Source organism: Mesorhizobium sp. M1403, from assembly GCF_040317695.1.
Taxonomy (GTDB): Bacteria; Pseudomonadota; Alphaproteobacteria; order Rhizobiales; family Rhizobiaceae; genus Mesorhizobium.
The window spans coordinates 1-14,674 of sequence record NZ_JAMYKY010000031.1 but is presented as its reverse complement, the minus strand read 5'-3'; the positions used below and the strand labels follow the sequence as shown (position 1 = coordinate 14,674).

General features: G+C 64.4%; 11 protein-coding genes. 5 read left to right on the top strand and 6 right to left on the bottom strand.

Translation table 11 applies throughout. The features are described from left to right. Positions 1-4: 4 nt before the first annotated feature. The 4 genes from NKH01_RS30355 (at position 5) to NKH01_RS30340 (ending at position 3,838) form a co-directional block, all read left to right on the top strand. Positions 5-379: a GtrA family protein gene (locus NKH01_RS30355; RefSeq protein WP_352640351.1), complete on the top strand. Its 375-nt coding sequence runs from the start codon at positions 5-7 to the stop codon at positions 377-379. Between the two features lie 216 nt (positions 380-595). Then, positions 596-1,537 (top strand): glutathione synthase, encoded by a 942-nt coding sequence (gshB, locus tag NKH01_RS30350; RefSeq protein WP_353023986.1) that lies wholly within the window; start codon positions 596-598, stop codon positions 1,535-1,537. Positions 1,538-1,697: 160 nt separating this feature from the next. Next, entirely contained in the window at positions 1,698-3,230 is a 1,533-nt protein-coding gene (locus tag NKH01_RS30345; RefSeq protein ID WP_352495454.1) for a YifB family Mg chelatase-like AAA ATPase, read from the top strand. Next, complete coding sequence (locus NKH01_RS30340; protein WP_352965328.1) at positions 3,230-3,838, top strand: GNAT family N-acetyltransferase; 609 nt, start codon at positions 3,230-3,232, stop codon at positions 3,836-3,838. The genes NKH01_RS30345 and NKH01_RS30340 overlap by 1 nt, the downstream gene beginning before the upstream one ends. Before the next feature lie 201 nt (positions 3,839-4,039). On the opposite strand, the gene NKH01_RS30335 is transcribed toward NKH01_RS30340, so the two are convergent. From NKH01_RS30335 to lepA, 6 genes are all read right to left on the bottom strand, one after another. Then, on the bottom strand, positions 4,040-6,211 hold the full coding sequence (locus NKH01_RS30335) for a malate synthase G (protein WP_353023984.1): 2,172 nt from the start codon (positions 6,209-6,211) through the stop codon (positions 4,040-4,042). Positions 6,212-6,501: 290 nt separating this feature from the next. Continuing rightward, positions 6,502-8,529, bottom strand: a complete 2,028-nt coding sequence (locus NKH01_RS30330) for a hydantoinase/oxoprolinase N-terminal domain-containing protein (protein ID WP_353023983.1) — start codon at positions 8,527-8,529, stop codon at positions 6,502-6,504. 298 nt (positions 8,530-8,827) lie between these two features. After that, a complete protein-coding gene (locus NKH01_RS30325; protein ID WP_353023982.1) occupies positions 8,828-9,451 on the bottom strand; it encodes a CDGSH iron-sulfur domain-containing protein in 624 nt (207 codons plus the stop codon). Positions 9,452-9,977: 526 nt separating this feature from the next. Further along, a complete protein-coding gene (locus NKH01_RS30320; RefSeq protein ID WP_353023981.1) occupies positions 9,978-10,349 on the bottom strand; it encodes a hypothetical protein in 372 nt (123 codons plus the stop codon). 279 nt (positions 10,350-10,628) lie between these two features. Then, positions 10,629-11,153: a hypothetical protein gene (locus tag NKH01_RS30315; protein WP_353023979.1), complete on the bottom strand. Its 525-nt coding sequence runs from the start codon at positions 11,151-11,153 to the stop codon at positions 10,629-10,631. Positions 11,154-11,326: 173 nt separating this feature from the next. Then, positions 11,327-13,132 (bottom strand): translation elongation factor 4, encoded by a 1,806-nt coding sequence (gene lepA / locus NKH01_RS30310; RefSeq protein WP_353023977.1) that lies wholly within the window; start codon positions 13,130-13,132, stop codon positions 11,327-11,329. A 166-nt stretch (positions 13,133-13,298) separates the two neighbouring features. Between lepA and NKH01_RS30305 the strand changes: the two genes are divergently transcribed. Next, positions 13,299-14,396, top strand: coding sequence for a TadE/TadG family type IV pilus assembly protein (locus NKH01_RS30305; protein WP_353023976.1), 1,098 nt, complete (start codon positions 13,299-13,301; stop codon positions 14,394-14,396). The last annotated feature ends 278 nt before the right edge of the window (positions 14,397-14,674 follow it).

Genomic DNA, 14,674 nt, shown 5'->3' with positions numbered 1-14,674 from the left:
CTGAATGGGACGCCTCGCCCGCTTCATTTTCGCCGGCGGCGTCGGCTTCGTCGCCGATGCGGCGGCGCTTTGGCTGGTGCTGACGATAGCGCCGCTCGGACCATTCGCGGCTCGCATCATTTCGATCGGTTTTGCCCTGTCCGTCACCTGGTTGATCAACCGCCATCTGACGTTTTCGCCTTCCAGCCGCGGCATCGCGCAAGAGGGCGCACGCTATGGCGGCGTCGGCATTGCCACCAGCGTCGTCAATTATCTCGTCTATTGCGCCATCCTGTTCGCGCTGCCGACGGTGTCGCCGCTCATCGCCCTTGCGGTCGCCTCGCTGATTGCCATGGCGCTGTCCTTCCTCGGCTATTCCAAGCTGGTCTTCGATCGCTGACGGCACATCGCATTGGGATCTGCGCCAAACGAAGCGCAGCCTCATCATGACCTTGGCCGATTGGCAGAAGCCGCCGATTTCCTTATATCGCTGTCGTCGATGCATCGGCGCGAAAATCGGAATCGATTTTCGGACAGCACGATGCATGGATTCAAAAGTGTTGGAGCGTACTTTGTGCATCCAAGTGGATCGCTGCAAGTGCGCCGGAGAGCTGCCATGCCCCTGAAAGTCGCCGTCCAGATGGACCACATCTCCACCGTGTCGATTGCCGGCGACACGTCGTTTGCGCTGTCGCTGGAAGCGCAGCGGCGCGGCCACCAGCTGTTCCACTACACGCCCGACCGGCTGTCGCTGCGCGACGGCAAGGTGTTTGCCCGCATCGAGGCGATGCAGGTCCGCGACGAGAAGGGCAGCCATTATTCACTGGGCGAAGAAATCCGTACCGATCTTTCGGAGATGGACGTCATCCTTTTGCGGCAGGATCCGCCCTTCGACATGAACTACATCACCACCACGCATATCCTCGAGCGCATCCATCCGAAGACGCTGGTGGTCAACGACCCGGCCTGGGTGCGCAACAGCCCGGAAAAGATCTTCGTCACCGAATTTCCCGACCTGATGCCGGACACGCTGATCACCAAGGATCCGCTCGAAGTCGCCGCCTTCCGCAAGGAGTTTGGCGACATCATCGTCAAGCCGCTCTACGGCAATGGCGGCGCCGGCATCTTCCACCTGCACGAGGCCGACCGCAACCTCGCCTCGCTGCTCGAAATGTTCGGCCAGATGTTCCGCGAACCCTACATCGTGCAGCGCTACCTCAAGGAGGTGCGCGCCGGCGACAAACGCATCATCCTGATTGACGGCGAGCCGGTCGGCGCCATCAACCGCGTGCCGGCCGAGCACGATTCGCGCTCCAACATGCATGTCGGCGGCCGCGCCGAAAAGACCGAGCTGACAGAGCGCGAACGCGAGATCTGTGCCCGCATCGGCCCGTCGCTGAGGGAGCGCGGCTTCATCCTCGTCGGCATCGACGTCATCGGCGACTACATGACCGAGATCAACGTGACCTCACCGACCGGCATACGCGAAGTGAAGCGCTTCGGCGGCGCCGACATCGCCAGCCTGTTCTGGGATGCGGTGGAGGGCAAGCGTAACTAGTCTCGCTTCGGAGCGGCCGCGTTGCAACCCATTGGAGCCGCTGCGTTCAGCCGTTCCCCAAATGTTCTTGCCTTCGCCGGAAATCTGTGGTTGTCTTCGGTGACGCCGTTCGCGGCATGATCGCAAGGGCTTGGGGCAAGCCTGCAGCCGGGGTGAAGACATGGTGGCGCGGGTTCGCACGGTTGCTTTCCAGGGCATCGAGGCCGTGCCGGTCGACGTGCAGGTGATGATCGCGCCGGGCAAGGTCAACATGCACATCGTCGGCCTGGCCGACAAGGCTGTAGCCGAAAGCCGCGAGCGGGTGCAGGCGGCGCTGCATGCATCCGGCCTGTCGATGCCGTCGAAGAAGGTCACCGTCAATCTGGCGCCTGCCGACCTGCCCAAGGAGGGCAGCCATTACGATCTGCCGATCGCGCTCGGTTTGATGGCGGCACTCGGCGCCATTCCGGGCGACATGCTGGCCGGCTATGTCGTGCTTGGCGAATTATCGCTCGACGGCACCATTGCCGCGGTGGCCGGCGCGCTGCCGGCGGCGATCGGCGCCAATGCCGAAGGCAAGGGCCTGATCTGCCCGTTCGCCTGCGGGCCGGAAGCGGCGTGGGCCGGCAAGGATTTCGACATATTGGCGCCGCGCAGCCTGATCGCCATCGCCAATCATTTTCGCGGCACGCAGGTCCTGTCGCGGCCGGAAGCCGGCATCCATGCTTCGGCGCGCGACCTGCCCGACCTTGCCGACATCAAGGGGCAAGAGACCGCCAAGCGGGCGCTGGAGGTGGCGGCAGCCGGCGGCCACAATCTGCTGATGGTCGGTCCGCCCGGGTCCGGCAAATCGATGCTGGCGCAGCGGCTGCCGTCGATCCTGCCGCCGCTTGCGCCGAAGGAATTGCTCGAAGTCTCGATGATCGCGTCGGTGGCCGGCGAACTCGGCGAAGGAAAGCTCACCGACCGGCGGCCGTTCCGCGCGCCGCATCATTCGGCCTCGATGGCGGCGATGGTCGGCGGCGGCTTGCGCGTGCGGCCGGGCGAGGCCTCGCTTGCCCATCACGGCGTGCTGTTCCTCGACGAGTTTCCCGAATTCTCGCCGCAGGCGCTCGATGCGCTGCGCCAGCCGCTGGAGACCGGCGACTGCATGATCGCGCGCGCCAACCATCGCGTCACCTATCCGGCGCGCATCCAGCTGGTCGCGGCGATGAACCCGTGCCGCTGCGGCATGGCCGGCGAGCCAGGCTATCGCTGCCTGCGCGGCGACCGCTGCCGCACCGACTACCAGGCGCGCATTTCCGGCCCGCTGCTCGATCGCATCGATCTCAGGATCGAGGTACCGGCGGTTTCGGCCAGCGATCTGATCCGGCCGGACCGGGCGGAGAAGAGTGCAGCCGTGGCACTGCGCGTCGCTCGTGCCCGTATGATCCAGCGTGAGCGTTTCGAACGGCTCGGCGCGACCTCCGCCACCACCAACGCGCATTGCTCACCGTCGGTTATCGAGGAGATCGCCATGCCCGATGCCGCCGGCCTGTCGCTACTGAGGGACGCCAGCGAAAAGCTCGGCTTTTCGGCAAGAGCCTACCACCGCGTCTTGAAGGTGGCGCGGACGCTGGCCGATCTCGAGGCCAGCGAAACGGTCGGCCGCATCCATCTGGCCGAGGCGATTTCCTACCGCATGAGCTCGGAGCGGATGGCACAGGCGGCGTAGTGCTTCTGCTGCTCGCTGGAAGTACGGTTGCGGGTTCGCGCCCGATGATCGCATATGTTACGGTCATGCACCTAACCGGGGCTGAGGCGGGGATGATTTCTGTTTCGCCGGCACGCAGTGCCGAAGACTTCGAGACCATGGCCGGGCTTTGCCGCAAGCTTGCACAATGGGATGTCGACGCCGTGCAGCCTTACGGCGTCTCGGAGGAGGACGTGAGGACCATCTTCCACCCCGAAAGGAGCGGCAGTTCGCTGGCAGCGAAGTTCGGCGCGCCAGATGCCATGGCGTTTATCGCGCGATCGGAGAACCTACCGGCGGGCTGCCTCGCCTTTGACCAGTTCGACGACCATACGGCGGAGATTCACAAGTTTTTTGTCGACGCGTCGTTTCGCGGAAAAGGAATCGGCCGTGCGCTGATGGGGGCCGCGCTGGCGGAGATCCGGAAAGGCCGAATCCGGACGGTATTGATCCACACGACGTTCTACATGAAAAACGCCATTGCCGTGTATGAGTCGTTCGGCTTCAGGCCCTGCCCGCCCTTCCGTGAAACCCCGGAGCCGGTCAGACATACCGATATTTTCATGTCGTGCTCGATCTCGCCCGCGTGAGGTTAGAGGCAGCCGCGGTGTGGAGGACGCGGCGTCCCTCGACTTGCCCTATTTTTGGAAATCGAACCTAGGCCCCGATGATCCTCTTCCTGAGGCGCATCGTCAGAATGGGCGTTGGCGCACTTCATGCAGGACCCCTCCCGGCCCTTCGGGTCACCCTGCCCTCAAGGGGAGGGGGACGCCGGCTCCCGCGCCTTCGCTTCAGGCGCCTTGCTTCGCCTTCAGTTCCAGCCGCCGCGCGTGAAGGACCGGCTCGGTGTAGCCGTTGGGCTGGATGCGGCCTTTGAAGACGAGGTCGCAGGCGGCGAGGAAGGCGATGGACTTGTCGAAATCCGGTGCCATCGACCGGTAGAGCGGATCGCCTTGGTTCTGGCGGTCGACAATCGCCGCCATGCGCTTCATCGTTTCCATGACCTGCTCGGGCGTGCAGACGCCGTGGTGCAGCCAGTTGGCGATGTGCTGCGAGGAAATGCGCAGCGTGGCACGGTCCTCCATCAGGCCGACGTCGTTTATATCTGGCACTTTCGAACAGCCGACGCCCTGGTCGATCCAGCGCACGACGTAGCCCAGAATGCCTTGTGCGTTGTTGTCGAGTTCCTTCTGGATGTCTTCAGGCGACCAGTTCGGCCGCACTGCGACCGGCACCGACAATATGTCATCCAGCTTCGCCCTGGGCCGGCTTTTCAGCGCCTGCTGCACGGCGTGGACATCGACCTTGTGGTAGTGCGTGGCGTGCAGGGTTGCCGCCGTCGGCGACGGCACCCAGGCGGTGTTGGCGCCGGCCTTGGGATGCGCGATCTTCTCCCGGAGCATCGCCGCCATCAGGTCGGGCATCGCCCACATGCCCTTGCCGATCTGGGCGTGGCCGGCCAACCCGCATTCCAGGCCGGTATCGACGTTCCAGGCTTCATAGGCGGCAATCCAGGCGGCCTGCTTCATGTCGCCCTTGCGGATCATCGGGCCGGCTTCCATCGAGGTGTGGATCTCGTCGCCGGTGCGATCGAGGAAGCCGGTGTTGATGAAGACGACGCGGTCCTTGGCGGCGCGGATCGCCTCCTTGAGATTGACGGTGGTGCGCCGCTCCTCGTCCATGATGCCCATCTTGATGGTGTTTTTCGCCATGCCGAGCAGCGCTTCGACGCGGTCGAAAATCTCGACGGCGAACGCGACTTCGTCGGGGCCATGCATCTTGGGTTTTACGATGTACACCGAGCCGGCGCGAGAATTGGCGCGGCGCCCGTTCGGGCCAACATCGTGCAGCGCGATCAGCGCCGTAATCGCCGCATCCATGATGCCTTCCGGCACCTCGTGGCCGTCGCGGTCCGATATCGCCGGATTGGTCATGAGGTGGCCGACGTTCCTGACCAGCATCAGCGAGCGGCCGGGCACGGTCAGCGTGCCGCCATCGGGCGCGGTATAGGTGCGGTCGGGGTTGAGCCTTCGGACAAAGCTCTTGCCGGCCTTGGTGATCTCTTCAGCCAGGTCGCCCTTCATCAGGCCGAGCCAGTTGCGGTAGACCAGCACCTTATCCTCGGCATCGACGGCCGCCACCGAATCCTCGCAGTCCTGGATGGTTGTCAGCGCCGATTCCAGCACGACATCGGCAATGCCGGCCGGATCGGTGCGGCCGATCTGGTTGTTGCGGTCGATGGCGATTTCGATGTGCAAGCCGTTCTTGACCAGCAAGACGGCTTCGGGGTCGGCGGCATCGCCGCGATAGCCGGCAAACTGCTTGGGGTCGGCAAGCGTGGTGGCGCCGCCGCCCTCGCCCAGCCGCAACATGCCGTTGGCGACCGAAAGCCCGTTCACGCCGGCCCATTTGCCTGTCGTGAGCGGCACCGCCTCGTCGAAGTAGCTTTTCGCCCAGGCGACGACCTTGGCGCCGCGCGCCGGATTGAATTTGTTGCCTCGCTCGGCGCCGTCCGTCTCCGGGATGGCGTCGGTGCCGTAGAGCGCATCATACAGTGAGCCCCAGCGCGCATTGGCGGCATTCAGCGCATAACGCGCATTCATCACCGGCACCACCAACTGCGGCCCGGCGACCAGCGCGATTTCCGGGTCGACATTTTCGGTCGTCACGCTGAAGGCCGGCCCCTCGGGCAGGAGATAGCCGATCTCGCGGAGGAAGCTCTTGTAGGCCTCCATGTCGACGGGCGCGCCATTGTCGCGGTACCAGCGGTCGAGCTTGTCCTGCATGGCATCGCGTTTTTCGAGCAGCGCCCGGTTTTTTGGCGAGAGATCATGGACGATCGCCGAAAAACCGCTCCAGAATGCCTCCGCTTCAATGCCGGTGCCCGGCAACGCCTCGTTCACGACAAAATCATGAAGCTCGCGGGCAATCCGCAATCCGGCGATCTCGACGCGATCGGTCATCAGGGCTTCTCCAGACGAAAGGCTAGGCCGGGCCTTTGGCATGTCGCGGTTGCAGGGTCAATTCGGCATAGGTGAAGGTAGGGCGTTTTCGCCGTTGCAGGAGCTGCCAATCTCCCCACTTGTGGGGGAGATGCCCGGCAGGGCAGAGGGGGGCGTGAAGGATCGCCGACCTTGCCATTTACGACCAGCCGCAAGTCTGAGGTGTTACCGCGAAAGACTGAGACGTTGGCGGGACAGCGCCCCCCTCTGTCCTGCCGGACATCTCCCCCTCGAGGGGGGAGATCGGCTAATCACACCGCAATCCTTGGCCTGCCCGACGCGATCGCCACGACATGCGCCTCGATGAACATGCGCTGGCCCTCGACGGTGGAGACGCGGAATTCGCTGGCGATTTCGATCTCGGCGCTGTCGGTGCCGGCGTCCTTCGCCCGCCCGGCGGCAATAGCGCGCACATCTCTCTCCGCCGCGGCGATCGCCGCCGCCTCGTCGTTGAAATCGCGCACGCTTTCGCCTGAGGCGACACGGAACAGCCCTTCCTTGGGCTGGCTGACCCGCGCCTCGGCCGAAACCCGGACCTGGCCGACGACGGCGCCGAGCGCATTGGCCACATCGGTATCCTCAGGCACCACGCAGTCATTGCCGACCAGCTCGGCCAGGCCGGCATAGTGCAACGGCGCCGAGGCGCCGAGGCCGATGACCGGACGGTCGAGCGCGACGCTGAGCCGGGCGATGCCGGGATGGGCGTCGACGGCGCGCTGGACCAGCGCGTGGGCGACGGTCGCCGCGCCATCCAGCCCATCCTCGGCGAAGGCGGTCTCGAGGATGACTTCCGCCGACAGGCGGGTCAGCGTGGTCAGCACCCGTTCCGAGATCGCCTCCGGCGAGGCGGCGATGAACTGGCCGCGGCCGTCACGCCTGCGCGCGAACAGCTCGGCACCCAGACGCGCCGCAGCCAGATCCCAATTGGCCTGCATGCCCAGCACATGCGCGGCATCCGACGGCGTGAAGCCGGCGACATGCACCAGCCCGCGCGACACCAGCCGGTTCAAGGTGGCGTTCTGGGCATTCGAAGTCAGCAATCTGTCGAGAGCCTGCGGCACGGCACCGATCAGCTCGTAAAGCTTGGCTTCGGCACCGGTCAGTCCGGCCGCGAGCCGCTCCGGCACGCCGGTGCGCACCGCGAGGCGGCCATCCATGCGGCCGGGATTAGGTGCGCGCAGCTGGCGTTCCAGTTCTGATGTGACGGCGTCGCCATGCACCATGCCGGCCAGCGCCAGCGGCACCAGGCGGCGCGGCCCGAGCAGGATTTTCGGGCTGAGCGCGCCGTCCTCCAGTGCCACTTCGGAATCGCCGCCGAGGCCAAAAGTGCGCATGGCGACGGCCTCGACCATGGTGCGGAAGCCGCCGACGGTCGCGCCTTCCGGATCGAGCCGCGGCCGGCCCTTGTCGAGCACGGCGACGTCGGTGGTGGTGCCGCCGATGTCGGAGACCACCGCATCGTCGAGTCCGGTCATGTGGCGGGCGCCGACAAGACTGGCGGCCGGGCCGGACAGGATCGTCTCGATCGGCCGCTGGCGGGCAAAGGCGGCCGAGACCAGCGCGCCGTCGCCGCGCACCACCATCAGGGGGGCAGCGATGTTGCGCGCGGCCAAAAAAACTTCGGTTGCCGCGACCAGCCGGTCGATCATCGAGATCAGCCTGGCGTTGAGCAAGGTCGTCAGTGCCCGGCGCGGGCCGCCGAGCTTGGCCGACAGCTCGTGGCTGGCGGTGACCGGCAGGCCGGTCCTGTCGCGGATCAGGTCGCGGGCGGCAAGCTCATGCGCCGGATTGCGGGTGGCGAAATAGGCGCAGACGGCAAAGCCGGACACCGACTTTTCCAATTCCGGCAAAGCTGCCTCCAGCCCGGACAGATCGAGTTTTGCCGCATTGCCATGGACATCGTGGCCGCCGGGGCAGAACACCACCGGGTCAGTGCCAAGCGCCGCCTTCAGCCCGTCGCGGGCAAGGTCGCCCTCGGCAAAGCCGATCATCACCAGCGCGACGCGGCCGCCCTGCCCTTCGACCAGCGCATTGGTGGCGAGCGTCGTCGACATCGACACCAGCTTGATCGCCGCCGGGTCGGTGCCGGCTTTTTGCAGCACCGCATCGACCGCGCCCGATATGCCGACCGCCAGGTCGTGACGGGTGGTTAGCGCCTTGGCCTTGGCCAGAACTTTTCCGCCGGGGCCGCCGGCCTCCGACCACAGCACCGCGTCGGTGTAGGTGCCGCCGGTGTCTATGCCGAGGAACAGGGGGGAGGGTTTGAGCTTGGCGGTCATTGGCGGGTCCGGAGAATTCGTCTCCGCCCCTTAGCGGATACCGGCCGATCGATAAAGCCGCGATGGCTGGGCCACGGGCGAACACGCTGCAGGCTCGCCCAATGCCGGCGGGACAGCACCCCCCCTCTGTCCTGCCGGACATCTCCCTCTCAAGGGGGGAGATTGGGTGTCACCCACGCTCTCGCAAATTTTCAACGCTGCAAACAGGGTGGCCGCCGGCGAAGCTGCCAATCTCCCCCCTTGAGGGGGAGATGTCCGGCAGGACAGAGGGGGGTGTGACGGATCGCAACCTTGGCAATTACCCGACAAACCCCACGCGCTTGTGGCTGCCATCGCAGAACGGCTTGTTGGCGGAGTGGCCGCAGCGGCAGAGGAAGGTGCGTTGCGTGCGGTCGACCGTGTGGCCGGTGCCGGTGACGATTTCGAGATTGCCTTCGAGCTTGAGCGGGCCGTTGGTGGTCGGCGTGACGGTGAGCGGGCCATCGCGCGCTTCCAATGCCGGCGTGTCTTTCAGCGCCGGCTCGCCGGTGGCGGTGAAGCCCGCCTTGGCGTGGCTGCCATCGCAGAACGGCTTGTTTTCCGAGGCGCCGCAGCGGCAGAGCGTGGCGCGGTAAAATGTTTCGCCGCCCAGCACGATCTCGGCATGCACGGCCAGCGGGCCGTTTTCCCTTATGCGCACAATGTTGACCACCGGCGGCTGTTCCTGCGGCCCGCCATCCTTGCGGACATAGGTGATGGCGCCGGACGGGCAGCCTTCGGCGAGCGCCACGATCTTCTCGACGCTGGCCGCCTCGGGGTGGATCCACTGGTCGGGCGCATTGGGCACGAAGACACGCGGATCGCCAAGCACGCAGTTGCGCGAATGGATGCAACGTTTTCCCGAAAAGCCGATGTCGATGTTCTCGCCTTCGACCACTGCCATGGGTGGGCCTCCTGTCGGACTACGCTATGGCGACGGCCAGGACGACGTCAAGGCAGCATTCTCCCCCTCTTGAGGGCCGACCTCGGGCGCGGCGGGAAGGGAATTCGCATTTTTTGCTCGCCGCGCCGCATTTTGTTCTTGCTTTGTGCCGGCAGCTATGCTACTAATCTGACTATGGTGCCAATTGGCTCCAACGACCCGCCCCACCGAGGCGGGTTTTTTTGTTTCAGCTTTGAATTCCGGCGTTGCCGGCCGACGTTGGCGGGACAGCGCTCCGCTGCTATGGCCTCTGTACGACCACCTGGCCCACAAGGGTGAGGCAATCGCATACGGGAGTCCCCCTCATCCGGCCGCTTCGCGGCCACCTTCTCCCCGAGGGGAGAAGAGGCTGGCGCCAGTGCAGGCGACTCCTCTCCCCTCGGGGAGAGGTCGGATTGCGCCGAATTGCCCTTCGCAATTCGGTTGGCAATCCGGGTGAGGGGGCGCTTGCCGGTGTGCAATAGCCCTCGAACAAAAGGGAGACAGTTCACGGAACCAGATCGATTTCCTCGGTCTCGCCACCGCTGCAGGTGTAGCAGCAATCGTCGCATTTTTCCGCGTTGGCGGGGCCGACACCCCAGTAGGTATTCTCGTCGCCGTCGACCCAGGCGCCGTAGCAGATCGATTCGCCGTCATTGCAGGACAGCGGGATCGACTTGGTCTCGCCGTCGTTGAGATAATAATCCTGATTGTTGCCCGGCCAGACGTGGTCGCGGTCCTGGCTGTAGAGTTCGACGCGCATGGCGTTGGGATGGCTGTTCTTGATCTCGAACGTGACATCGCCGGCATGCGCGGCGGGCGCAAACAGCGCGGCGAGGAAGAGCGCAGCGGCAGCGCGGCGCGCGAAAGCGTAGAGCATGATTATTCCCCCCGGAATGAAACGGCCTGCCCGGCCGCGAGAGGGAACATGGCATGGCGGGTTGAAGGGTGGAAGAGGTGATTGCGGCATTTGCGTCGCAAGACGCGCAAGGCTGCCAAGGAAGACCCCTCTCCGGTTTGCTTCGCAAACCACCTCTCCCCACTCCGTGGGGCAAGGAACCGCCAATCGCCGAAGCTTATAAAGCTTGGCTTCCTCGCCCCCACAAAGTGGGGGAGAGGTGGCCGCGGAGCGGCCGGAAAGGAGGCCGTCCGACCGGGCTCACCGGCCAGGCTTCAGCAGTGTCCAGATCCAGCCGATGAATGTGAGGACCAGGAAGGGATATCCGGCAGCGGGCAGCGGCGCCGAAGTCGGCAGCAAAGCCGCGCCCCACAGGATCAGGCCCACTGAGACGACGAACAGCACAGCCGCCACAACAGCGGTGAGCCGCATCCACAGCGCGAAGGTTTTCGGCGCGCTGACCATGACCAGCGCCGCCGCCCAGAGCGAGATACCGCCCACATAGGAGGGCACGCTGGCCTCAAGCCCCGCCGCATTGCCGGAGAGCAGCAGGCTTTCGCCGGCGAGAAAGGTCAGAAATCCGGCCGCCACGCAGTCATTGCCCTGCCGCTGATATTTCATCGTCAACAGCGCGGTCGCCAGCACGAGTGCCACGCCGTCGATCGTCCAGAGCGTTTCGCGGAGGGGCGCGCTCTCGACGAAGGTGCCGGCTAGGCCCAGAGCGCCGCCAATGGCGAGGCCGATCGCGGCGACGGTGTCGGAGATAGCAGGGCTGGCGGGACGCATCGAGACCTCCCTTCCAAGCTCAAGGATACTTCAAGACGGGACCTTCTCCAATGGCGGCCCGCTGCCTAAAGCGAAGGGCATTGGCCGGCGCATATTTGATCGCATCGGGAGGCGGTTCGGTCAGCTCGAAATTGGGAACAGCCCGGCCACGGGGGAAATGGGCGTAACCCCGTTCAATCGCCCATCTTCAGCGCCTGGATAAACGCCTCCTGCGGGATATCCACCTTGCCGAACTGGCGCATCCGCTTCTTGCCCTCTTTCTGCTTGTCGAGCAGCTTGCGCTTGCGTGAGACGTCGCCGCCGTAGCATTTGGCAGTGACGTCCTTGCGTAGCGCCGAGATGGTCTCGCGGGCGATAACCTTGCCGCCGATCGCCGCCTGGATGGGGATCTTGAACAGATGGTGCGGGATCAATTCCTTCAGCTTCTCGCACATCTGGCGGCCGCGCTTTTCGGCCGCCGTGCGGTGGACCAGCATCGACAGCGCGTCGACCGGCTCCTCATTGACCAGGATCGACATCTTGACCAGGTCGCCTTCCTTGTAGTCGGTCAGGTGATAGTCGAAGGAGGCATAGCCCTTGGAGATCGACTTCAGACGGTCGTAGAAGTCGAAGACCACCTCGTTGAGCGGCAAATCGTAGATCAGCATGGCGCGCTTGCCGACATAGGACAGGTCGGACTGGATGCCGCGCCGGTCCTGGCAGAGTTTCAGGATGCCGCCGAGATAGTCGTCGGGGGTGAGGATGGTGGCGCGGATCCATGGCTCCTCGATGGCCGAGATCTTGACCACGTCGGGCATATCGGCCGGGTTGTGCAGTTCCTTGACCGTGCCATCGTTCAACAGCAGGCGGTAGACGACGCTCGGTGCCGTGGCTATGAGGTCGAGGTTGAACTCGCGCTCCAGCCGCTCCTGGATGATTTCGAGATGAAGCAAGCCGAGGAAGCCACAACGATAGCCGAAGCCGAGCGCCGCACTGGTTTCCATTTCGAAGGAGAAGGACGCGTCGTTGAGGCGCAGTTTGCCGACGGCGGCGCGCAGGTCTTCGAAATCGGCGGCATCGACCGGGAACAGGCCGCAGAACACCACCGGCTGCGCCGGCTTGAAGCCGGGCAGGGCTTGTGCCGTCGGGCGCTTGTCCTCGGTGATGGTGTCACCGACGCGGGTGTCGGCAACCTCCTTGATCGAGCCGGTGAAGAAGCCGAACTCGCCGGGGCCGAGCTCGTCGACATTGATGCGGGCGGGCGTGAAGACGCCGGTGCGCTCGACCAGGTATCTGGCGCCGGTGCCCATCATACGGATGGTCTGGCCCTTCTTCAGCACGCCGTCGATGATGCGCACCAGCACGATGACGCCGAGATAGGCGTCGTACCAGGAGTCGACCAGCATCGCCTTCAGCGGTGCCGCGATGTCGCCCTCGCGCGGCGGCGGCAGATCGTTGACGATGGCTTCGAGCACATCGGGAATGCCTAGCCCGGTCTTGGCCGAGATCAACACGGCGTTGGAGGCGTCGATGCCGATCACCTCCTCGACCTGTTCGCGGATGCGCTCGGGCTCGGCGGCGGGCAGGTCGACCTTGTTCAGCACCACGACGATCTCGTGGTTGTTGTCGATCGCCTGGTAGACATTGGCCAGCGTCTGCGCCTCGACGCCTTGCGAGGCATCGACGACCAGCAGCGAGCCCTCGCAGGCGGCGAGCGAGCGCGACACTTCATAGGCGAAGTCGACATGGCCGGGCGTGTCGATCAGGTTGAGGATATAGTCCTGCCCATTGTTGGCGCGGTACTTCAGCCGCACCGTCTGCGCCTTGATGGTGATGCCGCGCTCGCGCTCGATGTCCATCGAGTCCAGCACCTGCTCCTTCATGTCGCGCAGCTCCAGCCCGCCGGTCGACTGGATCAGCCGGTCGGCAAGCGTGGATTTGCCATGGTCGATATGGGCAACGATGGAGAAGTTGCGGATGTTCTTGATCGGCGTGGTCATGCGGCGCGCTTTAGCAGGGGCACGGTACATCGGCAAGCGGCGGGGCGCGGACGGGGCGGCGGGGCGGCGGGGCGGCAAAGTCGTTAAACTTTGATCCATGAGATTAGAGCATAGTTTGCGCCCGGCGTGATAGCCCCACTGGCCTATCGCCGTTTGGGGGGTCGGAATGCCGCTGTCAGCACGCAAATTTCTCAAATCGGTGAGCGGCTCGTTCGCGCCAATGCTCGCCATCTTGCTTATGCCGATGGTTGCCGCATTGGGTTTTTCCATCGACTATACCTCGGCGGTTTCAACCAGGGCCTCGATGCAGAATGCGCTCGATGCAGCATCGCTGTCGATCACGACGCTGGAGACGACCACGACGTTGGCGGACCGCCAGGTGAAGCTGCAGGAGGCATACCTGGCCAATGGCGGGCAAGGCACGGCCAAGCTCGACAGCTTCGTCGTCGCCACCGACGGCGCTGCCAGCATCAAGGCTTCGGCTGGCTTCGCCATGCCGACGAGTTTCATGCAGATCGTCAAGATCAACACGGTGCAGGTCGGCGTCGCGTCGGCGGTGACAAAGCGGCCGGCACTGATCGAGGCGACGTTCAAGATCGACAAGGTCTCGGGCTGGTGGGACAAGACGATGACGCTCTACGGCACCAAATTCGGTGAGACGAACGCCAATAAGCTGATGAAGATCGTCTACGTGCATAACAAGTTTGGCGATCCGAAGGGCTACGGAACAACCTCTGCATACACGATCAACGGAACGACGGAGACGCTGGTCCAAAAACAAGTATGCACGACCATCACGGTGAACAGCTTCTACGGCCTGCCCACCACCACGATCGTCCAGACCGACTCCAACGGCCGGAAATACGCGACCACCTGCGTCAATACCGGCGCCGGCGCGGTGGTCAATGTGACTGACATGGATAACCTCTATCTGGAGATGAAGATACCGAATCCCAATCCTGGTCTTGATTTCAGATTTGGTCCTGGTCTTGGCGGCGGCTATCTGCAATCAGGCACGAAAGAAACCCTGCGATCAGACGACAAGGCCACGTCCGACCGGCTGTTCATCGACAAGATCAAGACGCCAGCCAATACGATCGTGGACATCTTTACGGCCGTGCCGTGCGGCATCACCGGCAGCCAAGCGTGGGAAGATGGCGGATCACTTACCAACAACACCGTAGGTGACGCCGATTTTTCCTATTTTGTGACCGGCAAATGCGCCTTCAACAAGCGGCCTTCGGAGACCGTGCTTACGCAATAGCCGGGCCAAGTGCCGATCTCCCCCCGTGTGGGGGAGATGGCCGGCAGGCCAGAGGGGGGCGCTGTCCCGCGGCTCTCGTAATTTGCAAATCTGGCAACCTCCAATCCGCTTGGCCCATCCTAGCATCGAGTTGGCGTTACTCGGCGTCCACGTAGGATGACGCTCGGTGGCGCCCCCCTCTGTCCTGCCGGACATCTCCCCCACAAGGGGGGAGATCGGATGTCGCCTCGGCTCTCGCCAATCCCTAAGACGAAAAACTTGGACTTCTCCTCAATCAC